Source organism: Brucella pecoris (assembly GCF_006376675.1).
GTDB lineage: Bacteria > Pseudomonadota > Alphaproteobacteria > Rhizobiales > Rhizobiaceae > Brucella > Brucella pecoris.
The window spans coordinates 203,006-225,862 of the sequence record NZ_VEWK01000001.1 but is presented as its reverse complement, the minus strand read 5'-3'; the positions used below and the strand labels follow the sequence as shown (position 1 = coordinate 225,862).

Sequence of the window (22,857 nt, the reverse complement as noted above, 5' to 3'; positions counted from 1 at the left end):
AAGCGAACGACGCACCTGAACTTCAAGCCAATGAAAGATCAGTTGGCGTGCGCACCGATTTCCTTGTCCCAGCGTTCGAGCAATTCCTTGCGCTTGGCCGGTTCGCCATAGGTCTTGAAATCGTAATCAATGAGCTTGATATCCTCGAAACGCGGGGATTCTCTCGGAACCTCCGCAGACTTGTTCGACGGAAGCTGGAAGGACTTCGCATCTTTCATATGCGACTGTACTTCCGCGGCCAGCGCCCAGTCGTACCACTTCTTGGCATTTTCGAGGTTCTTGGCGCCCTTAATGATCGACATGGAGCCAATTTCGTAACCGGTACCTTCGCACGGTGCGACCGACTTGATCGGAAAGCCTTCTGCCGTCATCGACACCGCATCATGCATAAAGACGATGCCAATGCCTGTTTCACCACGCGCAGCAGACTTGACGGGAGCCGAGCCGGACTTGGTATACTGCGATACATTTTCGTTGAGCTTCTTCAGATAATCATAAGCTTTGTCTTCACCCATGATCTGGACCAATGTTGCCAGCGCCGTATAGGCAGTGCCGGAAGAATTCGGATTAGCCATCTGGATTTCGCCCTTATAGGACGCATCCAGCAGATCAGCCCAACATTTCGGCTCCTTCAGATTCTTCTTAGCGAGAATATCGGTATTGTAACCCCAGCCCAGTGCACCGGCGTAAACGCCAACCGTACGAAAGCCGGAGCTTTCGGCCTGCTTCTTGGCCCAGTCATTCAGTTGGTCGAGCATCGGTGATTTATATTCGAGCGTCAGTCCTTCGGCGGCGGCCTGAAGATGCGGATCGCCCGTACCAGCCCACCAGATATCAGTCTTCGGATTGCGCGCCTCGGCCCGCACCTTGGCATAGGTTTCACCGGAAGATAGCCGGACCATGTTGACCTTGATGCCCGTATCCTTCTCGAACATGTTCTTCATCTGCTCACAGATGACCACGTCCGCAGAACAGATGAGATTGAGATTACCTGCGGCCTGCGCAGAAAATGCAAATGAAGATACGCCAGCGGCAAGCGCCGCAACCAGAAATGCCGAACGCATTGTTTTCCTCCCTTTATACGGCGCCTCCACGCCGACGCTTTTGCAAGCGTGTGCATAGTCTTTGCCTTTTACGAAAGCCTGTCAATGCCTTTGTAAATTTTATTCTGAAATCATAAAAAATAATTCAATCATTCTGTTTTGGGCGCCACTTGCACAGCGATGCAAGGATCATAGCGATAAAAAAAGGCGGCCAAAGCCGCCTTTTTGTTCTTTCCAGTCCCATATGGGATCAACCAATCGCCATCAGGCTGGCATTGCCACCTGCCGCTGTTGTGTTGATCGAGGTCGAAACCTCTTCCAGAAGCCAATTGAGGCAGTAGGCATCCGGGTTGTTTGCCAGCTCCTCCGTGGAAGCGGCCTGTGTGAGAACCAACGGTCCGGGAAGCATCGCGAGCTTCTTGTTGATCTCTACGATGCGTTCAGCGCCCCCTTCCACCAACGCACCGGCAAACGGTGCGTCGACTTCCCAGTTTTTCGTCCAGACCGTGCGCACTGCCACCGAAGCGGGAATATCCTTCAACACATTCCGCAACTCTGAAGCTTCGTCGATATATACGGTATTGCCGGTGGCAAGAGCGGCCATCATCTGGCGATAAAGGCCTGTTTCTGTCTGCGGAACCAGCAGGATATTTCCTCGCGGATGCAGCGCATAAAGATTGCGCTCACCGACCGGGCCCGGCAATTCAAGATCAAGACCAAGTGCAGAAGCGCTACCAGTATCGCGAGCAGCCTGGGCCAGATCGTTCATGCCCCGTTGGCCAAGCCACTTGGCAAAATCCTTGAGTGCCGGATCGGTGTGAACAGAGCTATGGCGCGGTGGTATCGGAGCTGTTTCCACGAGACGTCCGAGATAGAGCGGGCCGCCTGCCTTCGGGCCAGTTCCAGAAAGACCGCGCCCACCGAATGGCTGCACGCCGACGATCGCGCCGATAACGTTGCGGTTGATATAGAGGTTGCCGACACGGATACGATCCGCAACATTGGCGATCGTCTCGTCAAGGCGCGTATGCAAGCCAAAAGTAAGCCCGTAGCCGGTCGCATTGATATCATCGATCAAACGCTCCATATCGTCACGCTTGTAGCGCACGACATGCAGAACCGGACCAAAGACTTCCCGCTTCAGATCGCGAAGCGAATTGATCTCGATGATGGTCGGTGCAACGAAAGTTCCATTCTGGGTTTCGGGACCGAGCGGAAGCTGCTCGACCTTGCGACCGAGGTCACGCATGGCCTGAACGTGCTTTTCAATGACATTCTTGGCTTCATCGGTGATGACCGGGCCGATATCAACCTTCAGCCTGTCGGTGCGACCGATGGACAGTTCCCGGAGGGCACCCTTGAGCATTGTCAGAATACGGTCCGCGACATCTTCCTGCAGGCAAAGAACGCGCAGCGCCGAACAACGCTGACCGGCACTGTCGAATGCCGATGCAATAACGTCGAACACGACTTGCTCCGCCAGCGCTGATGAATCCACAATCATTGCATTCTGACCACCGGTTTCAGCAATCAGTGGGATCGGCTTTCCGTTTGGCAGCAGACGTGAGGCAAGCTGAGCCTGTATGAGGCGCGCTACTTCGGTGGAACCTGTGAACATTACACCGCATGTCTCTTCTGCAGCCACAAGCGCGGCCCCGATACGACCGTCGCCGGGCAGAAGCTGAAGCGCATCGGCTGGAATGCCAGCCTCGTGCAGGATACGAACACCCTGTGCTGCAATAAGCGGGGTCTCTTCGGCAGGCTTCGCCAAGACCGGATTGCCTGCGACAAGTGCTGCTGCAATCTGGCCGGTAAAGATCGCCAGCGGGAAGTTCCACGGACTGATGCATACGATGGGTCCGAGCGCCTTGTGACCGACGCCCAGCGTACGGCGGGTCTGCTCTGCATAATAACGCAGGAAATCGATGGCTTCGCGTACCTCGGCAATCGCATTCGGCATGGATTTGCCAGCTTCGCGCATGATGAGACCGAGTAGAACCGGCATGTCGCGCTGCATGATGTCCGCTGCGCGCTCGAGACAGGCTGCACGCTCGACAGGCGCAACCGCCGACCAGCTTGCCGTTGCCTTCTGCGCCGTCTTCATGGCCTTCGCTACATCGGCCTCGGCGATCTCAGTCACCGTACCGACCACGTCGTGCCGGTCGCCGGGATTGAAGACTGAACGGCTGACGCCCTTCACCTTGGCTCCGGCAACTTGCGGTTCGGATGTCCAGACCCGGTCAGCACTGTCTTTCAGAATCTTGCTGAGTTCAGCGAGCGTGACTTCGTTCGACAGGTCAAAACCATCGGAATTCTTGCGGGCGCCATAGAGATTTTCCGGTAGGGCAATCTGATCGTGACGCGCGCCGACAACGGCCATCGAGCGAACAACATCCACCGGATCTGCGATCAACTCATCGACTGAGACACTTTCATCGCCAATGCGATTGACGAAGGACGAGTTCGCACCGTTTTCGAGAAGTCTGCGAACAAGATAAGCCAGAAGTGTCTCATGTGTACCGACCGGCGCGTAAATGCGTGCCGGGCGACCTAGTTTTTCAGGACCAACGACTTCATCATAGAGCGGCTCACCCATGCCATGCAGGCACTGGAACTCAAATTTTCCCGTTTTGAAGTCCGGGCCAGCCATATGATAGATTGTGGCCAGTGTCTGGGCGTTATGTGTTGCGAACTGCGGGAAAATCACATCGGTCGCCGCAAGCAACTTACGTGCGCAGGCAATATAGGAAACGTCGGTGTGAACCTTACGGGTGTAGACCGGAAAATCTTCCAACCCGTCCACCTGCGCGCGTTTGATCTCGGCGTCCCAATAAGCACCCTTCACCAGACGAACCATGACGCGACGCTTGTTCTGACGGGCCAGATCAATGATAAAATCGAGCACGAACGGACAACGCTTGCCATAAGCCTGCACCACGAAGCCAATGCCTTCCCAATCTGCCAGATCCGGATCTTCAATCAGGCTCTGCAACAGATCGAGCGACAGCTCGAGACGGTCAGCTTCTTCAGCGTCGATGTTGAGGCCAATATTGTAGGACTTGGCGATGGCAGCCAGCGCCTTCACCTTAGGCAGCAATTCGTTCATAACCCGTTCGCTCTGCGCGCGGACATAACGCGGGTGCAGGGCAGACAATTTGATGGAAATACCGGGACCGTCATAAATGCCGCGACCAGCGGAAGCGCGGCCAATGGCGTGAATGGCGGTTTCGTAATCCTTGTAATAACGCTCGGCGTCGGCAGCAGTGGTCGCGGCCTCACCCAGCATGTCATAGGAATAGCGGAAGCCGCGTTCTTCCAGCGGCTTGGCGCGCTTCAAAGCTTCATCAATGGTTTCGCCCGTGACAAACTGTTCACCCATCATGCGCATAGCCATGTCGACGCCGCGACGAATGACAGGTTCGCCGCAACGAGCGATCAGGCGCGTCAGGGCGGCCGACAGGCCGCGATCATTGACGGTGTTGGTCAGTTTGCCGGTGACGACAAGTCCCCAGGTCGCAGCGTTGACGAAGAGCGATCGGCCGCCGCCAATGTGGGATTTCCAGTCGCCATTCGAAATCTTGTCGCGGATCAGCGCATCACGTGTTGCCATATCCGGAATGCGCAGCAACGCTTCGGCGAGGCACATAAGTGCCACGCCTTCCTGGCTTGACAGAGAATATTCATGCACCAGACCTTCAACACCCGTGCCTTTATGCTTGGCGCGTAGTGCTTCGATCAACTTGCGAGCCGTGGAACGGACTTGCTTGGCCGTTTCTTCCGGCAAGGTGGCCTGTGTGGCCAATGTCGAAACGCACTCGGCTTCGGGGCGGCGATAAGCGGTGGTAATCGCCTGCCTGAGCGGGCTTTGCTCGCGGATCGGCGGCGCGAAATTCTGGAAAACCGGATTGGTAGGAGCGGGTATGGTGTCGGTCATGGTGTAATGCTCGCAATTGAAAACAGCCCCGAGCGTATCGGCCCAGTTTAGCTCTGCTTTATGTGGGCGGACACTATCATTTGTACAAATTGCATTCTGCCTTCATTTACTCCATATGAGGGAACATCGATCTTATTATGCGATCTATAGAAGGCTAAAAGGATGCGTAAAATAGATTCTGTAGACGATTTGGATCAGTTCGATCGTCGTATTCTGGAAGTATTGAGCGAAGACGGACGCATTCCGGTCACCGAACTCTCGAAAAAAGTCGGCCTTTCCAAGACTCCCTGTCAGGCAAGACTGAAAAGGCTGGTCGATGAAGGTTATATTGTCGGCTTTCGCGCAGCCATAGACCCCGAGAAACTTGGTCTCGATCATATCGCCTTTACGACGGTCAAACTATCCGACACACGCGAAGCCGCACTTGAAGCGTTCAACACAGCAGTGCGCAAGATACGCGAAGTCGAAGAATGCCATATGATCGCAAGCTCTTTCGACTATCTTCTGAAAGTGCGAACGCCCAACATCCGGCGTTACCGCGAGGTGCTGGGCGAAAAAATTTCGAGCCTGCCCAATGTGGCAAGCACATCCACCTTTGTGGTGATGGAGTCGGTCAAGGACAATCGCCCGGTCAGGGTTTATCCGGGCGCGCTTTAGAGCGCGTTTCGATCTGATTGGATCAGATCGGCGCGTCTCAACTGTTTATTTTGACGCGCATCTTGTCCGAAAACCGTTTCACACTTTTCGAGATGCGCTCCAATCTCCGTTTATAACGGTTCGCCAGCCAGATAACGCTCAAGTGTCTTGACGGTCCCGTCCTGCCAGATGCGCAGAAGCGCGGATGAGAAAGCCGCTACATAGACTGGATTCGAAGCGAGTGAGCCAAAGATATCCTCCATCGCAAGCCATGCAGCCGGGTCGGCTTTGGCGAGCGCTGCCTGCTTGATCAGGCGATCCCATGACGGATCATTCGGCTCGATGACAGCACCGCTGTCCATCGTACCATAACAATAGCGACACCAGAAAGCCGAGACGAGTGCCAGTCCGGTTACGAAATGGCCCTTCGTCACGCGGTCGGAGGCAGTGGGCAGAATGAATTTCGGCTGGCGGTTGGAGCCATCCAGACAAAGGCGGCGGATGGTGTCGCCGATGCTTGGATTGGCGAAACGCTTGTCGATCAGAACGCGATAGGCTTCCAAATCTGTATCCGGCACGGGCGGTATTTCCGGGATGATCTCATCCTTGGTCAGCTTTTCCAGATAACGTCGGATCAGCGGATGCTCCATAGCCTCATGCACGAAATGAATGTCGAGCAAGCCGCCCGGATAGGCGATGGCCGCATGGCCGCCATTCAGGATGCGGATTTTCATCAACTCATAAGCGGCAACCTGATCGGTGAAGGTAACGCCCACTTTTTCCAGAGCCGGGCGCCCGGTCGGGAAATTATCCTCCATCACCCACTGCTTGAAAACTTCGCAAAAGACCGGCCAACCGTCATCGACGCCGAATTCCTTCGCAGCAATTTCGCGTTCACGCGCGCCGGTGGCTGGCGTGATGCGATCCACCATGGAATTCGGGAAAGCGACATTGGCGGAAATCCAGTCGGCAAAGGTCGGGTCGCTCAGCTTGGCCAGCCCCGTCACGGCGTCTTCCGTCACATGACCGTTGCCCGGAATATTATCACAGGACATGACAGTGAAAGGCTGGACGCCTGCCGCCTTGCGCAGCTTCAGCGCCTGCACGATCAGGCCGAACACGGTCTTCGGATGGTCAGGATGCGTGGCATCCGCCACAATATCTGGATGCGCGGGATCGAAAGTCTGGCTGGCCGGATCGATATAGTAGCCGCCCTCGGTAATGGTCATCGCAACGATACGCGTATCCACTGAAGTCAGATAGGCCATCAGGGCCTTGCGCCCTTCCTCGGTCGAAATGGTGACATAGTCGATCATTGATGCGGTGATGCGCGCGCCCGCATGATCGGCTTCCTGTTCGACAACCGTCGTCAGCCAGTCCTGCGCCTTGAGCGTATCGCGCATGGCATCGTCGCTCGCGCGTACGCCCGCACCCACCAGCGCCCAGTCATGCCCCTCGCCGGTCGCGAACAGATCGTCCAGATAGACAGCCTGATGCGCGCGATGAAAATTGCCGACGCCGAAATGCACGATACCCGGCTTCAGCCCGGCAGGATCGTAGCCGGGCTTATGCACTTTATCGAAGCTTTGAAGCGTTGCGCGCGATAGCTTGGTCATGACAGTATCCTTTATTCAAGCGGGTACGAACTGGACTTTCATGGTAGCAGGGTCGCCACCATGCTTGGTGAAGAACGGCAGCATTTCCTCCAGCGGTAGCCGGTGGGAAACGAGCCGCGCCATTGAGCCGCCATTTGCGCCGTAAAAGTCCTGTTTCAATATATCCAATGCCTGCGGAATATTACGGTTCAGCGAATGCGAACCGGCAATCCTGATCTGGCGGCGGAAAATCTCGAAGGGTGCCACCGAAATCCGTGCGTCGGGTGCGCAGACGCCGAACACCAGAACGGTTCCGCCATCGGCGGTGAAACCGACCATGCTTTCCGCCACTTTGGCTATGCCGGTGGCGTCGGCGACAAAATCGAAACTGCGCTGGCGCTTGTCCAGCGCTTGCGAGCCGGACAGGACCGGCTCAAGCCCAAGGCTTTCAACGAAGGCCAGACGGTGTTCGTTGATATCAGCGACGGCGACCTGCGGCACACCCTGCGCCTTCAGCGACAGGGCCAGCAACAGCCCGATGGGGCCTGCCCCGAACACCAGCGCGTTTTCAGTGCCGTGCGGGCCGGTTGTTTTCAACTCTGCCGCGCCAAGCCCGTTCAGCACACAGGCCAACGGTTCGGCAAGGGCTGCAACATCATAAGGCAGATCGCCAATGGAATGGAGGTGGCTGGCATTGACGAGGCTCATGCCCGCGAAGCCGCCATTGTGAGTGACACCATAGGCTTTCAGATCGGAGCAGAGATTGGTCAGCCCCTTGAGGCAGGCGCGGCAATGACCACATGGAATATTCGGGTCGACAGCAACGCGGTCCCCCACCTTCACATTGGTCACGTCTTCGGCCACCGCCACGACAGTGCCCGCATATTCATGCCCCGGCACCAGCGGAAAAGCGCTGGACCCATAGCGGCCATGCAGTACATCAATATCGGTGTGACAAAGACCCGACGCCTTGACGTCGATCAGGGCGTGCCCGGGCTGCAATGCCGGTTCCGGCAGATCGGCCAGACCTGCTTCGCCATGACCGGTAAAATAGATTGCTTTCATTGTATGTCCCGGCCTCGCTCAAGCCATCCAGTTGCCGCCGTCGACGCCGAAGGTCTGGGCGAGGATGTAGTCGCTGTCTGAAGAAGCAAGGAACACGGCCATGCCGGTAATATCCTCCGGTGTCGCGAAGCGACCGATCGGCACCGACTTTGCAACGGCTGCTTTTTTCTCGCCCGGCTTCAAGCCTTCCCATTTGGCGAAATTCGCATCCACGACGTCCCAATGTTCGCCATCGACCACACCCGGCGCAATCGCGTTCACGTTGATGCCATGCTTGACCAGAGCGAGAGCCGCCGACTGCGTGGCGGAAATGATCGCCGCCTTGGATGCACAATAGAGTGTTACCAGAGCCTCGCCGCGACGACCTGCCTGGCTCGCCATATTGATGATCTTGCCGCCGCGCCCGCGCTTGATCATCACAGTCGACACCGCCTTCATCATGAAAAGCGGGCCCTTGAGATTGATGCCGAGCACGCGTTCATAGCTCTCTTCGGTCAGCTCATTGATCGGCGCCATATCGAAGATCGCGGCATTATTGACCAGAATATCGATGCCGCCATATTCGGCATCGATGGCAGCCACCACCTCGTCGATTGCGCCCAGATCCGTCACGTCCAGCTTCACTGCCTTGACCGACGGACCGATACCACGCGCCGCTTCTTCCGCCCGCTCGATATTGATATCGGCGATGATGACCTTTGCACCCTCTTGCGCATAGGCCGCCGCAAAGCCAAGCCCGATGCCACGCGCAGCGCCGGTGATGAGGGCAACCTTGTCTTTCAGTCTCATGGACTTTCTCCAGTGATGTAATGCTTTTAGTATAACCGTTTGTTTTTACGCATTATCCTACGCAAAACCGCTTCGCATTTTTGCTGGAAATGCTTCCTTAAAGAAGCGTCTTCTTTTCAGACAGGATCATCGGATGGCGGTCACGCCGTTGCAGCGCCAAGCCATCTGGCGTGAAGAGATGAGCGTCGGCGGCATCGAAACCGAGCTTGGCCGCCTCATGCGCGCGCGCCGTGCTGTTGCCGCCAGCTTCCGCAACAATCAGACCGGAAGCGGCATCGTTTTGCACATAGAGATAGGTCTCGCCGCCAAGGCGCTCGACCACCATGATCTCGCCTTCAAGGATGCCGTCATCTGCCGGATGCAGATGTTCCGGGCGTACCCCGAGCACAAGGGGCGCACCAGCGCTGACGCCAACTGCTGCGACCGGCACCTTGACCGAACGTCCATCGGCAAGCTGTACCGTCGCGCCGTCGCTATCGACCGCACTCGCCTTGACCTCGATGAAGTTCATGGTCGGCGATCCGATGAAGCCCGCCACGAAACGATTGACCGGGTGGTGATAAAGCTCAAGCGGCGACCCGACCTGTTCCAGCTTGCCATCGCGCAGCACGACAATCTTGTCGGCCAGCGTCATGGCTTCAACCTGATCATGCGTGACATAAATCATCGTCGCATTGAGCCGGTCATGCAGACGCGCCAGCTCGATACGCATTTGCACGCGCAGCGCCGCATCGAGATTGGACAGTGGTTCGTCGAACAGGAAGATCTTCGGTTCCCGAACCATGGCACGCCCGATGGCGACACGCTGGCGCTGACCGCCCGAAAGCTGTTTCGGTTTACGATCCAGCAATTTGTCGAGCTGCAATGTCTTGGCGACATCTTCCACCTTGCGGTCGCGCTCGGCTTTGGAGATCCCTGCAAGCTTGAGCGCGAAACCCATATTGTCGCGCACATTCATATGCGGATAGAGCGCATAGGTCTGGAACACCATGGCAAGTCCGCGTTCATCCGGCGGCGTATCGTTGCATTGCTGCCCATCAATCAGCAGATCACCGCTGGTGATTTCTTCCAGCCCCGCGATCATCCGCAGAAGCGTAGATTTACCCGAACCGGACGGCCCGACGAAGACCACGAATTCGCGGTCTTCGATGTTGAGGTTCACACCCTTGATGACATCGATATTGCCGAAGGACTTGGTGGCGTTATGAAAAGAAAGCGTGGCCATGGGGTTCCCTTTATTTCACGGCGCCGAAGGTGAGACCGCGCACCAACTGGCGCTGCGTAACCCAACCGAAAACGAGGATTGGCGCGATGGCGAGCGTGGACGCTGCCGAGAGTTTTGCCCAGAAAAGCCCCTCCGGTGACGAGAAGGACGCGATGAATGCTGTGAGTGGTCCGGCCTGCGAGGCCGTGAGATTGAGGCTCCAGAAGGCTTCATTCCAGCACAGGATGATGGAAAGAAGCGCCGTCGATGCAATGCCGGGCAGGCTCAGTGGCAGGAGCAGATAGCGTATCTGCTGGCCGACCTTCGCCCCGTCCATGCGGCTGGCTTCAAGAATTTCATGCGGCACTTCCTTGAAGAAGGAATAGAGCATCCAGACAACGATAGGCAGGTTGGAAAGGGTGAAGATGATGATCAGCCCGGTGCGCGTATCGAGAAGCCCGGTGTCGCGCGCCAGAAGATAGATCGGCACCAGAACGCCCACCGCAGGTAGCATCTTGGTGGAGAGCATCCACAACAGCAAATCCTTGGTACGCTTTCCCGGAAAGAAAGCCGCCGCATAAGCTGCCGGAACAGCGATCAGCAAAGAGAGGATCGTTGCGCCAAGGCTTTCGATTACGCTGTTCATTGCGTAGCGGAAATAGTCGGCCCGCTGATTGACCGCCACAAAATTTTCCAGCGTTGGCTCAAAGAACAGCTTTGGCGGGGCCACCGCATCGATCTCAGTCTTGAATGCCGCAAGCAGCATCCAGAGGATAGGGAAAAACATGAGAAGCGCTACAATCCAGCCAATAATACCGGCGGAGAGTGCAGCTTTGTTGAGCCTGCGTTTTGCAACCATCGTTTCGTCTCCCCTAATTGTCCAGATTGCGCGCCACGGTTCGGATCAGGAACGCGGCAACGATATTGGCGAGGATGATGGCGATGACACCGGCGGCCGAAGCACCCCCGATATCCCACTGAAGGAGCGCCTTCAGATAGATGAAATAGGTCAGCGTCGTCGTGGCGATACCCGGCCCACCGGAGGTGGTGACGAGAATTTCCGCGAAGACCGACAGAAGAAAGATCGTTTCGATCATGATGACGACTGAGATCGGGCGCAGCAGATGCGGCAGCACGATATAATAGAACATTACCGGGCCTTTGGCGCCGTCAAGGCGCGCCGCTTCCATCTGCTCGCGGTCGAGCGACTGCATCGCGGTCATCAGGATCAGCGTTGCGAAGGGCACCCACTGCCAGGACACGATCATGATGATCGACCCCATGGGGAATTGCGCAAACCAGTCTATAACAGGCAGGCCGAGACTGCGCGAGATAAAGGCGAACAACCCGTTGACCGGGTGCATCAGAAGGTTCTTCCAGATCAGCGCCGATACCGTCGGCATGACGAAGAACGGCGCGATGACGAGAAGCCGCGCGATGTTCTTGCCCCAGAAATCCTGATCGAAAATCACGGCGAACAGAACGCCAAAAACGACGGAAATCGTAAGAACAGAACCCAATAGAACAAGAGTCTTGACGATTGCCGACCAAAGGCCAGGATCGGACAGCAAGAACTTGTAGTTAGAGAAACCCGCAAAGCCGGTCACGAACGGATTGATGAGATTGTAATACTGAAACGAGAACCAGATCGTCATCGCCAGCGGGACGATCATCCATAGCAAAAGCAGGATGACAGCCGGTGCAAGCAAGGGTCCGGTGCGGACGCTGCGGCGCGACTTTGCGGCAAAGCGCGATTTAGCGCCTGTGGCCAAGGCTGGGTTTGCTGGCATGTCTGACGTTCCTCCCCTTCCCGCTTCGACATCCGCCACGCCCGAAAAGGGTTCAGCGGATCGCGCGAAATTCGAGCCTGCCGCGCCCTCTCAAGAGCGCGGCAGGCTGATGGTAACCGGATTACTTGATGTAACCGGCCTGCGTCATAATCTGCTCGGCTTGTTTCTGTGCGCCATCGAGCGCCGCATCGACGCTTTGCTGACCGGCAACAGCCGAAGAGATCGCCTGACCGACAATCGTACCAATCGCCTGGAATTCAGGGATCGCCACGAACTGGATACCGGTATAGGGGACCGGGTCCTTGGTCGGCTTGGTTGGGTCGGCCGATTCAATCGCCTTGAGAACCGTCTCGGCGAAAGGTGCGGCCTTCTTGTACTCTTCGTTCGCGTAGGTCGACTGACGCGTACCTGGCGGAACGGCAACCCAGCCTTCCGACTTGCCGACCAGTTCGACATAGTCCTTCGAGGTCGCCCATTTCAGGAACGACTTTGCGGCTTCCGCCTTCTTAGTCGATGCCGGGATGGCGAGGTTCCACGACCATGCCCATGAAGAGCCATTCGGCGTCACTTCGACGGGAGCCTTGGTGAAGGCGACCTTGTCGGCAACCTGGCTCTGCTTCGGATCGTAGATGCGGCCCGCAGCCGAGGTGGCATCGATCCACATGGCGCAATGGCCGGTGGAGAACAGCGCCTGATTTTCATTGAAGCCATTCGAGGTGATTCCGGGAGGGCCTGCTTCCTTCATCAGATCGACGTAGAAATTGATGGCCTTTTTCCAGGTATCGGAGCTCATCTGCGGCTTCCAGCTCTCATCGAACCAGCTACCGCCGAACGTGTTCACCAGCGTCGAAAGATAGGCCATGTTTTCGCCCCAGCCCGGCTTGCCGCGCAGACAGAGACCGTACTGTTCTTTCGATTTATCGGTAAGCTTGGTCGCAAATTCCTTGATCTCGGCATAGGTCGGCGCATCCGGCATTTTCAGGCCAGCAGCTTCGAACAGATCCTTGCGATAAAGGGTAAACGAGCTTTCCGCGTAGAATGGCACCGCATAAAGCTTGCCATCGACGGTCAGACCAGCGCGAACCGGTTTGATGAGATCGTCATAATCGTAATCGTCGCCAAGATCATCGACCGCAAGGAGCCACCCGGCCTTGCCCCATATTGGCGTTTCGTAACCGCCGATGGTCATGATGTCGAACTGGCCGCTCTTGGTTGCGATGTCAGTGGTAACACGCTGGCGCAGCACGTTTTCTTCGAGCACCACCCAGTTGAGCTTGTTGCCAGTGGCCTTTTCCCATTCCGGCGAAAGCTTCTGCATGATGATCATATCGGCATTGTTGACCGTTGCGATCGTGAGTTCCTCCGCCCACGCCGAACCGGCCAGCATCGCGACGCCAGCGGCAGACGCAATAAGCCCTGTCACATAAGTTTTGGTCCGCATTTCGTCTCCTCCTTTACGAATGCATAGCAAAATTCTTACATATGTAAAATTTATGACGCGGCTATCCGTAGCTTGTCAAGCACGGTTTTCGATTATGCGTTGCGAGGAGAAACGACCGTTTTGTGAACAGTTCTCAAGGCTGAAATCACGGATATTTCCACCTGCCAAATTCACGAACTAATGTTTTAGCACATATAGGTATTCACCGCATCATTCTCTGCAAACACATTTGCCTGCTTGACGTTTGACCCGGCCTTTGACAGTTTGGCTGCATTTCGCCTGAAGGAGAACAAAGGCGATCAGAGCTGGAGGAACATCCTGAAATCGTTGAGGAAGCGGCAACAGGAGCCAGACATTGTCCTGAGAAATCGGCACATTTCAGTTTATATGGCGGCTTCGCAAGAAACAGCATTGCCACGTGGAACAAGTTCGCGGCGACTGACAAACAGGACTTAAAGACGTGCGCAAGACGATACGCACCATGGAAGATTTCTCGACATTCGTAGGGCTCTCCCGCCCGACGGTCTCAAAATATTTTAGCGATCCTTCTTCTGTCCGTCCCAAGACCCGGGAACTGATCGAAGCGGCGATCAAGCAATCCGGCTTTCGTCCAAATCTTTTCGCGGTGAATCTCAATCGGCGTCGCACAACAATCCTGGGTATAATAATTCCCAATCAGCTCGATCATTTCTACATGGCGATGACGAAGCGCCTGCAATCGCTTGCAGAGCAACGTGGCTACCTTGCGATCGTGCTGTCATCCGATGGCAAACCTGAGTTGGAAAAGCAGGCAATTGAAACTCTGCGTTCGCTTAATGTCGCGGGCGCAATCATTGCGCCGCTTGGCGAAGAGTCGCAACATTCGACGCTGGCACGTCTCGCCGACGACGTTCCTATTGTCTATGTCGACTCTCCCCTTGACAGCACTTCGCCTTTTGTCGGCACGGATAATCTCAAATCCTTTCATCTGATTGTCGATTATCTATGCCGTTCAGGCAGCGAGCCCTGCTATTTTTCGATGCCGATGGTCAATAACAACGCGATCAAGCGGCAGGATGCCTATCAACAGGCAATGGAGAAGCTCGGTTATGAACCGCGTATCATTGATCTCGAACGAAGCCGAAGCTGGGATTTCGAACAATATGCATTCGAGCAAACCGCGCGCATTTTGCGCGAAAAGGGCCGTCTCCCAACAAGCACGGTGCTGTGTTCCAACGACCGTATCGCCTTTGGCGTAACCAGCGCACTCTGGCAGGCTGGTCTGAAAATCGGCAGGCTCAAGGATTGCGACGTCCGTGTTGCCGGTCACGATAACAATCCGCTATCGGAATATACGTGTCCGCCGCTTACTACCGTGGCACAGGATTACAATGAAATCGGACGGCTGGCGATTGAGCTTTTGTTCAGAACGTTGGGTGAGACGGTGGATGGCCGGCTGGAGCTTCCGGAAACACAGCGCATTCTCCTCAATGCCGAAATCAAACTGCGCATGAGCGCATGAAAATGGCGGGTCACCCCGCCATTTTCATTTCTTTAGTTCAAACCAAGCGTACCGCGCAGCGTGGAAAGATCCTCAGCCAACGTAGTCACCGGACCGGCAAGCGCTTTGCGATCATCATCCGACAGCTTGTCATAGGATTCATAACCGTCACCCTTCTTGTACTTGGCAAGAATGTCGTCGACCGTCTTGAAATTGGCTTCCACCTTCTTCACGAGGTCCGGATTCTCTTTTTCCAACAGCGGCTTGAAAAGCTCGACAATTTTCTGGGCGCCGTCAACATTGGCCTTGAAATCCCAAAGATCGGTGTGGCTGTAGCGATCTTCCTCACCAGAAATCTTGGTTGCCGCCACTTCTTCAAGCAAGGCAGCAGCACCACCGACCACCTTTTCCGGCGGAACGGTGAGGTCTTTCACGCGCTTCTGAAGTTCCAGTACATCGGCGTAAAGCCTGTCTGCAACCGGGGCGAGTCCTTCGGTCGAATTCTGTGCGAACAAGCCATATTCGATACGGTGAAATCCAGTGAAATCTTCCGATTTTTCGCCATTTTCGTGATCATCGGCACGACTGTCGATTGAAGCATCAAGATCGGCGAAAAGTTCGGCAATCGGTTCGATCTTTTCGTAGGAAACGCGTGAAGAAGGATATAGCTCCTTCGCTTTCTCCAGATCGCCTGCCTTGACTGCATCGGTAAAAGCCTTCGTATCCTTTACCAGGATATCGAGGTTTTCCTGCACATAGACCTTGTAATCCGCAATCGGCTGGACAAGGTCCAGCGGTGAAACTTCAGCCTTGGCTGCGCCAAAGCTCAGCGTGAGTGCAACGGCACATGCCGATGCCAACAATGGCAGACGATACTTCATATTTTGCCTCTCCATATAGGGCGCATTGCGGGAATGCGCGTTAAATCCAAACTTGAGATGCGATCCTCACCCGCGGGCATTCTGCGGACCGCTGGCCTCTAAAAGCGCACGCGCGTAGTAGTCCTTGTGATCCTGAACACCCGGCAGCGCGAAGAAATACCCGCCTCCGATGGGTTTCAGATATTCTTCCAGCGGTTCCCCATTGAGCCGGTTCTGGACAGTGATGAAACCCTTCTCCAGATCGGCCTGATAGGCGATGAAGAGCAGGCCCATATCAAGCTGGCCTGACTTGCTGACACCGTTGGAATAATTGAATGGCCGACGCAAAATAAGGTGCTGTTCAGCACTGGCGTCACGCGGATTTGCCAAGCGAATATGCGAGTCCAAAGGCGTCACCTTGCCATCGACATCCTTCGTGTAATTGGGAACATCGGCTTCGGTCTTACCGTCGAATGGTGCCCCGCTGTTCTTGAGGCGTCCGAAAATGGCTTCCTGCTCCTGCAGCGGCGTGCGGTCCCAGCGTTCGACGAAATTACGAATGATGCGAACAGCCATATAGCTGCCATTGGTTGCCCAATCCGGTTCTTCGTTTTGCTTCTGCACCCACAAAATGCGGTTCATCAGTGCCTCATCAGAGGAATCCGGATTGGCGGATCCATCACGGAAGCCGAGGAAATTCCGGGCGCTTTCCTTCGCCTTGGGCGAGTGCGGCGGCTGTACAGGAACCGTCCCCTCCTGCTTCCACCGCACCATCAGAAGATCGGGCATGTTCTTCATGATGTCGCGCAGAGCATGGATGTTCGTGTCTGGCGTATTCGAACAGAACTGCAGAACCAGATCCCCATGGCAGATATCCTTCTGCAAGGCATCATTGGGGAAACCGGTCATGCGTTGTAGAAGTTTTGGCTTCAACGGCTTCAGGCCGAAACGATCATCGAACAGTGATGCGCCAAGCGCGACCGTAACCGTGAGATTATCCGGCGTGACCACAGGTCCAAGAATGCCGGAATCGGACGGCGGAAACTTCGCGTCTAACTCCGGTGGCTCCCCGCCCTTCATCAAAAATTCGGCCCGCTCAGTGAGCATCTTGAACATACGTTCCAGTTCGGCGCGATCGCGCGCCAGCACATCGAATGAGGCGATAAGACCGGCAGCGGGGCGGGGCGTAACGATGCCCGGCTGATGCTTCCCGTAAAATGGCTGCTTCTCGTGTATCTTATCGCTTTCCGGCGCATTGGTTACACTTTCAGAAGAAAGCGCATGGGCCGCCTGCGGCGCAAGCACACCGGCAACGGCTCCCGCAACACCGGTTGCTCCGGCCCCCAGCAGCAATGCGCGCCGACTGGCAGAAGCAGGCTCTTCAGTGATTATCTTATCTGTTTTGAAAAATTTTTTGGTCATCATTCTACCCCAAGCTGATCACGGAGTTTCGTAAACTGTGCGGCGAGCGCAGATGCGCCATCCTTTATTTTTGCCTTTTCGTCAGAAGAGAGAGCATCGAATGTCTTGTAGCCATTGCCTTCGGCATCTGCATCGAGCAGCGCCTTGATCGAAACAGCATCCTTGTCGATGTCTTCAAATGCCTTCGGATCGACCTTTTCAACGATCGGACGCAGGACGCTGGCTGTCTTGCCGGAGCCTTCGAGAAGCCCAGACAAAGCTTGCAGATCGGTATGGGCATAGCGATCTTCGCCCGCATCCGACGCAGTCGAAGCAAAGCGGTTCAAAGCGGAAGCCGTGCCTGCCAACATGCGATCCGGTGAGATACGAAGTCCCCGAATGCGCTCTTTCAATGCGGCGGCATCCTGCTCAAGCTTACCGGCAACAGTCGTAAGTCCATCGACGGATTTCTGCTCGAAAAGACCGTACTCAATGCGGTGCAGGCCACCGAAAGCCGGATCCTGCTCACGCTTTTCAAAATAGTCGGCACGGGCGTTGATAGCGGTGTCGAGATCGGAGAATGCTTCCGAAACCGGAGCAATGCGTGCATAAGCTCCACGCGCCGGACCATACGCGGCCTGCGCAGCTTCAAGATTACCGCTCGCTATTGCAGCGGAGAGCTCCGCAACCGCCTCCTGGAATTCGGTTACTTCAGTGGTGAGATAAATCTGATATTCGGCCAGTGCACCGATGAAAGCCGTGAGCGGGAGCTTACCCTTTTCTGCTTCACTGGCAGCGGTCGCAGTCACGATCAACTTCCCGCGCGGATTGGACAGAAGCCCGCAGGTGATCTGGTACTCGCCGGGTGTCAGCTTGGCGGTGAGTGTCTGCTTGAATCCCGGTGCAATATTTTCACGCTCCTCGAGAACCATCACGCCATCAAGGATTTCCCACTCCACCGTACGGTCGGACTGGTTGATGATTTCGAATACCGAGCGCCCTGCCGGAACTGTCAGTTCGTTCGGGTCACAACTCTTACCGTTGATCGCAACCTGTATTCTGTCGCCGGCTTCGGCGTGGCGTGCTTTATCCGATATACGAGATGCATAATAGAACGCGGCGCCAGCCGCGAGCAGCATTAGTACAGCAAGGGCCAGTCCTATGCGGACCAGATTGCGCGACATGGGTTCTGCAGATTTCGGGTTCGTCATGAAAATCTCTTTTACTGTGCGCTTGTTTTAATCTGGTTTGCCGTTGCCGATGCTCTTGCTGGCATCAGGAACAGAATGAGCGCCGGAGCGAGAAAGGCGACATAAGCGATCACTTCACTGACAGTCGGTGTTGCGATGTAACCGAAAATGCCAGCCAGAACTGAACCAAGCGTGCTGTCGAGCGGAAGAATATCGCTCGCATCGAACACGACCGTCTGGAAATGATTCCAGACACCGGCTTCGTGCAGTGCCATGACTGAATTGGCGAGAATGCCCGCCGCAATGATCAGAATGAAAACGCCGGTCCAGCGGAAAAAGCGACGAAGGTTCAGCCTCAGACCACCTTTATAGATGCCATAGCCAACGACGGCAGCGAGCAATACGCCAAGAAGCGCACCAAGCGGTGCAGCAGCGCCCTCGCTCTGCTGGAAAGCGGCCAGCAGAAAGAAAACCGATTCTAGCCCCTCACGCGCCACGGCAAAGAAGACCATCAGAATGAGGCCGAAGCCCTTATGCGTTGGTGTTTGAAACGCCGCATCGATGGAGTGATGCAGTTCCGCCTTGATGGAACGTGCAGCCTTGCGCATCCAGAAAACCATCGAGGTCAATACAAACACAGCGATCAGACCAATAATGGCTTCGAACAGTTCCTGTGCTTTCTGCGGAAACTCTGCGCTGAGAAGCTGCAGGATGGCGCCAACGGCGAGTGACATAGCTAGTGCCAGCAAGATGCCGATCCACACCACAGGCATCCACGCGCTACGGCCGGTCTGATGAAGATAACTGGCTATAATGCCGACGATCAGCGCTGCTTCCACGCCTTCGCGAAACATGATTAGAAAAGGTACGAGCATTCCAACTATCCAAAAGACAGAGAAATCGGCCTGTCATTCGGTCGCTTCTCTTCAAGCCCGGCATGAAGCCTTCGTCATTTGGTCATCTTTTATATCCGCACAGCCAGCGCTGCAAGCCAAATGAGCTTGACATTCATTGGAATGTTTTAGAATTGTTCTAATGATTTCATGCGTTTAGGTCACAACTCTTTAGTCACGGTCGCAAACACTCAATCCACATAACTCAATTTTGCATCTTATCTCTCGGAAATAATTCGGGATTTTGTCGCAATTCCCGTACCGAAATGAAACGTATCATTTGCAGCCTATGCGCGCTCTTTGTGCTGAACCGGTCGAAATTTCAAAATTTTCCGAAATGGTCAAAAATTTTTGCACTTTAGGGGTTGAAGATTGGAGCGAGCTGATCCATATCACAGTCACTTACCGCTGTGCCTCCTCCCATTGCGCGCGGTAAGTGTTCCCCTCTGGAGGTTTGCCCAAGTGGCACCTTCATAACTTAGCCGGACTTTTCAGTCCGGCTCTTTTTTTACCTAAAATCCTGATTTCTGTTCGTTTCGCCGGGACCGTAAAAACGCTACAACTCTTTGTTTTAAAAAGATTAATCGGAATACTTTATCTTCATTATAATCACCTGCCATCCTATTAACTGAATTCCAGTTAATATGCTAAACCCGGTAAGCGTCAGCAAAAAAAACGCCGCGTTACCGCGGCGCTTGTCATTAACAAATGTACAGTTCATCTCACCCGTATGCTGCCACAGGCGGGCAAGAACAGATGAGATTTCTGTCGCCGCCGACATTGTCGACGCGGCTGACCGGCGGCCAGTATTTTGCTGTCGCATCAAAGTCGCCATCAAGCGAGCTCGCCGGGAACACCGCTTCCTCACGCGTGTAAGGATGCGTCCATTCCGTTGCCAGCGTATCGCCAGCCGTGTGCGGAGCATTGGCAAGCGGATTGTCATCCGCAGGCCAGACACCATCGGCAACCTTCTTTGCTTCGCCTGCAATGGCAATCATTGCATCGCAAAGACGATCAATTTCCGACTTTGGCTCAGACTCGGTTGGCTCGATCATCAGCGTTCCGGCAACCGGCCACGACATGGTCGGTGCATGGAAACCGTAATCGATCAGGCGCTTGGCCACATCTTCCACGGTGATGCCTGCGCTATCCTTGAGAACACGCGTATCCACGATGCACTCATGCGCCACACGATCATGTGCGCCGGTATAAAGGATCGGATATGCGTCCTTCAGACGATGCGCGATGTAGTTGGCGTTGAGGATTGCAGCCTCGGTTGCCTTCTTGAGACCCGCGCCGCCCATCATGCGGATATACATCCACGTAATGACCAGAATGGATGCACTGCCAAACGGTGCCGCTGAAACAGCGTGCTTGGAACCGAGATCAACATGACCCGGCAGGTAAGGCACCAGATGCTTGGCCACACCAATCGGACCAACACCCGGACCGCCGCCGCCATGCGGAATGCAGAAGGTCTTGTGCAGGTTCATGTGGCAGACGTCCGCGCCAATATCGCAAGGACGAGCAAGACCAACGAGCGCATTGAGGTTCGCACCGTCGAAATAGACCTGACCGCCATTGTCATGGACGATTTCGCAGAATGCCTTGATGCCTTCTTCAAACACGCCATAGGTCGATGGATAGGTGATCATGAACGCCGCAAGATTATCGCGGTGCTTTTCAGCCTTGGCTTTCAGATCATCAACGTCGATATCGCCGTCCGGACGGCAATTGACGACCACAACGCTCATACCAGCCATCGATGCGCTGGCAGGATTGGTGCCATGAGCGGACGATGGAATAAGGCAGATGTTGCGATGGCCTTCACCGCGTGACTGGTGATAATGGCGGATTGCGAGAAGACCCGCATATTCGCCCTGACTACCAGCATTTGGCTGCAACGATACACCTGCAAAGCCGGTGACTTCGCAAAGCCATGCTTCGACATCCGAGGTCATCTTGGCATAGCCTTCGGTCTGGGCCGCAGGTGCGAACGGATGCAGGTTTGCAACCGTATTCCAGCTCACCGGCATCATTTCTGCTGCCGCATTGAGCTTCATCGTGCAGGAGCCAAGCGGGATCATTGCACGGTCAAGCGCCAGATCCTTGTCGGCTAGACGACGCAGAAAGCGCATCATCTCGGTTTCCGACCGATGCGAATGGAACACATCCTGGGTCAGGAAGCCTTCACCGCGTCCGTTGCCCGGAACCAGAACCTTGTCGTCGTCAACCGGCTTGGCACCGAATAGCACCGCGAGCGCGGCAAGATCGTCTTCGGTGGAGGTTTCATCGAAGGTAACGCCAACTGTATCCGCATCGATGATGCGGAGCAGACGACCGCCCTTGTCGGCTTCGTCCGCAAAGGCTTGCGCCTTGCCGGAAACCTTGATGCTAACTGTGTCGAACAGACTGTCGCCAGCTACTTCGACGCCTGCAGCCTTGAGGCCTGTCGCAAAACGCGCCGCAAGACCAGCAACACGCGTTGCAATAGCCTGCAAACCAGCAGGACCATGCCAAATAGCAAAGGATGCAGCCATATTGGCAAGCAATGCCTGTGCGGTGCAGATGTTGGACGTCGCCTTGTCGCGGCGGATATGCTGCTCACGCGTCTGGAGCGCCAGACGGTAGGCCGCACGGCCATGCGCATCGACCGACTGGCCAACGATACGACCCGGAATGATACGCGTCAGTGGCTCGGATACTGCCAGATAGGCAGCATGCGGGCCGCCAAAGCCCATTGGAACACCATAGCGCTGCATGGAGCCGACAGCCATGTCCGCACCCCACTTTGCAGGAGCCTCCATAATGGTCAGCGCCAGCGGGTCGGCAACAGCGATAACCAGCGCGCCCTTGGCCTTGGCATCGGCGATGACAGCGGTGAAGTCGCCATAAACGCCGCGTGTATCCGGCCATGGAACGATGATGGCTGCGGTATTGTCGTCAACCGTGCTTCCGGCTTCAACCTGCCAGCCAAGCGGCTCCGCGCGGGTGTTGATCACGTCAACACTCTGCGGATGCAGCTCACCTGCAAGCAGAACACGGCTGCGCTTGTCGCGATGATGACGGACGGCAACGCCCACAGCTTCAGCAACAGCCGTTGCTTCATCCAGCAGCGACGCGCAAGCGACCGGCAGACCGGAAAGCTCGGCAACGAGCGTCTGGAAGTGGAACAGAAGCTCCAGACGACCCTGGCTGATTTCCGACTGGTAAGGCGTGTAAGCCGTGTACCAGGCCGGATTTTCAAACAGGTTGCGCTGGATGACGGGTGGCGTCTGCACACCATGATAGCCCGCACCGATGAAGCTCTTCTTCACCACATTGCGGCCCATGATTTCATTGAGCTCGGCAAGTGCTGCATGTTCGCTCAAAGCTGCTGGCAGATCGAGCGCACGGTTGAGGCGGATGGACGCCGGAACAGCCTGTGTGATCAGTGTTTCCATGGAAGGAAGACCGAGCGCTGCAAGCATTGCGCGCTCGTCTTCAACTCTTGGCCCGATATGACGGGCAACAAAGGGAAGAACCTGTTGCGTCAT

The 22,857-nt window shown here is 55.6% G+C and carries 16 protein-coding genes; 2 read left to right on the top strand and 14 right to left on the bottom strand.

Annotated elements, in window-relative coordinates; translation table 11 throughout:
* Positions 1 to 38 precede the first annotated feature (38 nt).
* The gene (locus tag FIB18_RS01045; protein WP_140018982.1) at positions 39 to 1,064 is read right to left on the bottom strand and encodes an ABC transporter substrate-binding protein; all 1,026 of its coding nucleotides are present in this window, start codon (positions 1,062 to 1,064) and stop codon (positions 39 to 41) included.
* 229 nt (positions 1,065 to 1,293) lie between these two features.
* Positions 1,294 to 4,977, bottom strand: a complete 3,684-nt coding sequence (gene putA, locus FIB18_RS01040) for a trifunctional transcriptional regulator/proline dehydrogenase/L-glutamate gamma-semialdehyde dehydrogenase (protein ID WP_140018981.1) — start codon at positions 4,975 to 4,977, stop codon at positions 1,294 to 1,296.
* A 162-nt stretch (positions 4,978 to 5,139) separates the two neighbouring features.
* On the opposite strand from putA, the gene FIB18_RS01035 reads away from it, so the two are divergent.
* Complete coding sequence (locus FIB18_RS01035; RefSeq protein ID WP_010659033.1) at positions 5,140 to 5,634, top strand: Lrp/AsnC family transcriptional regulator; 495 nt, start codon at positions 5,140 to 5,142, stop codon at positions 5,632 to 5,634.
* A gap of 110 nt (positions 5,635 to 5,744) precedes the next feature.
* Here FIB18_RS01035 and FIB18_RS01030 read toward each other — a convergent pair whose 3' ends face one another.
* The 7 genes from FIB18_RS01030 to FIB18_RS01000 all read right to left on the bottom strand — a co-directional run bounded on the left by FIB18_RS01030 (position 5,745) and on the right by FIB18_RS01000 (position 13,497).
* Positions 5,745 to 7,229 carry a mannitol dehydrogenase family protein gene (locus FIB18_RS01030; protein ID WP_140018980.1) on the bottom strand — a complete coding sequence of 495 codons (1,485 nt, stop codon included), beginning with the start codon at positions 7,227 to 7,229 and terminating at the stop codon, positions 5,745 to 5,747.
* Between the two features lie 15 nt (positions 7,230 to 7,244).
* Positions 7,245 to 8,273, bottom strand: coding sequence for a zinc-dependent alcohol dehydrogenase family protein (locus FIB18_RS01025; protein ID WP_140018979.1), 1,029 nt, complete (start codon positions 8,271 to 8,273; stop codon positions 7,245 to 7,247).
* 18 nt (positions 8,274 to 8,291) lie between these two features.
* A complete protein-coding gene (locus FIB18_RS01020; protein ID WP_140018978.1) occupies positions 8,292 to 9,062 on the bottom strand; it encodes an L-iditol 2-dehydrogenase in 771 nt (256 codons plus the stop codon).
* A 97-nt stretch (positions 9,063 to 9,159) separates the two neighbouring features.
* The gene (locus FIB18_RS01015; RefSeq protein ID WP_140018977.1) at positions 9,160 to 10,287 is read right to left on the bottom strand and encodes an ABC transporter ATP-binding protein; all 1,128 of its coding nucleotides are present in this window, start codon (positions 10,285 to 10,287) and stop codon (positions 9,160 to 9,162) included.
* Between the two features lie 10 nt (positions 10,288 to 10,297).
* The gene (locus FIB18_RS01010) at positions 10,298 to 11,125 is read right to left on the bottom strand and encodes a carbohydrate ABC transporter permease (protein ID WP_140018976.1); all 828 of its coding nucleotides are present in this window, start codon (positions 11,123 to 11,125) and stop codon (positions 10,298 to 10,300) included.
* Between the two features lie 13 nt (positions 11,126 to 11,138).
* Positions 11,139 to 12,056 carry a carbohydrate ABC transporter permease gene (locus FIB18_RS01005; RefSeq protein ID WP_140018975.1) on the bottom strand — a complete coding sequence of 306 codons (918 nt, stop codon included), beginning with the start codon at positions 12,054 to 12,056 and terminating at the stop codon, positions 11,139 to 11,141.
* A gap of 121 nt (positions 12,057 to 12,177) precedes the next feature.
* Positions 12,178 to 13,497 (bottom strand): ABC transporter substrate-binding protein, encoded by a 1,320-nt coding sequence (locus tag FIB18_RS01000; protein WP_168436739.1) that lies wholly within the window; start codon positions 13,495 to 13,497, stop codon positions 12,178 to 12,180.
* A 481-nt stretch (positions 13,498 to 13,978) separates the two neighbouring features.
* Here FIB18_RS01000 and FIB18_RS00995 point away from each other — a divergent pair, with 481 nt between their 5' ends.
* Positions 13,979 to 14,998, top strand: coding sequence for a LacI family DNA-binding transcriptional regulator (locus FIB18_RS00995; protein ID WP_140019379.1), 1,020 nt, complete (start codon positions 13,979 to 13,981; stop codon positions 14,996 to 14,998).
* A 32-nt stretch (positions 14,999 to 15,030) separates the two neighbouring features.
* On the opposite strand, the gene efeO (FIB18_RS00990) is transcribed toward FIB18_RS00995, so the two are convergent.
* The 5 genes from efeO (FIB18_RS00990) to gcvP all read right to left on the bottom strand — a co-directional run bounded on the left by efeO (FIB18_RS00990) (position 15,031) and on the right by gcvP (position 22,857).
* The gene (gene efeO / locus FIB18_RS00990) at positions 15,031 to 15,858 is read right to left on the bottom strand and encodes an iron uptake system protein EfeO (protein WP_140018974.1); all 828 of its coding nucleotides are present in this window, start codon (positions 15,856 to 15,858) and stop codon (positions 15,031 to 15,033) included.
* 66 nt (positions 15,859 to 15,924) lie between these two features.
* Positions 15,925 to 17,259 (bottom strand): iron uptake transporter deferrochelatase/peroxidase subunit, encoded by a 1,335-nt coding sequence (gene efeB, locus FIB18_RS00985; protein WP_140018973.1) that lies wholly within the window; start codon positions 17,257 to 17,259, stop codon positions 15,925 to 15,927.
* Complete coding sequence (gene efeO, locus FIB18_RS00980) at positions 17,259 to 18,449, bottom strand: iron uptake system protein EfeO (RefSeq protein WP_140018972.1); 1,191 nt, start codon at positions 18,447 to 18,449, stop codon at positions 17,259 to 17,261. The genes efeB and efeO (FIB18_RS00980) overlap by 1 nt, the downstream gene beginning before the upstream one ends.
* 11 nt (positions 18,450 to 18,460) lie before the next feature.
* Positions 18,461 to 19,303, bottom strand: coding sequence for an iron uptake transporter permease EfeU (gene efeU, locus FIB18_RS00975; RefSeq protein ID WP_140018971.1), 843 nt, complete (start codon positions 19,301 to 19,303; stop codon positions 18,461 to 18,463).
* Positions 19,304 to 20,043: 740 nt separating this feature from the next.
* Entirely contained in the window at positions 20,044 to 22,857 is a 2,814-nt protein-coding gene (gcvP, locus tag FIB18_RS00970; RefSeq protein ID WP_140018970.1) for an aminomethyl-transferring glycine dehydrogenase, read from the bottom strand.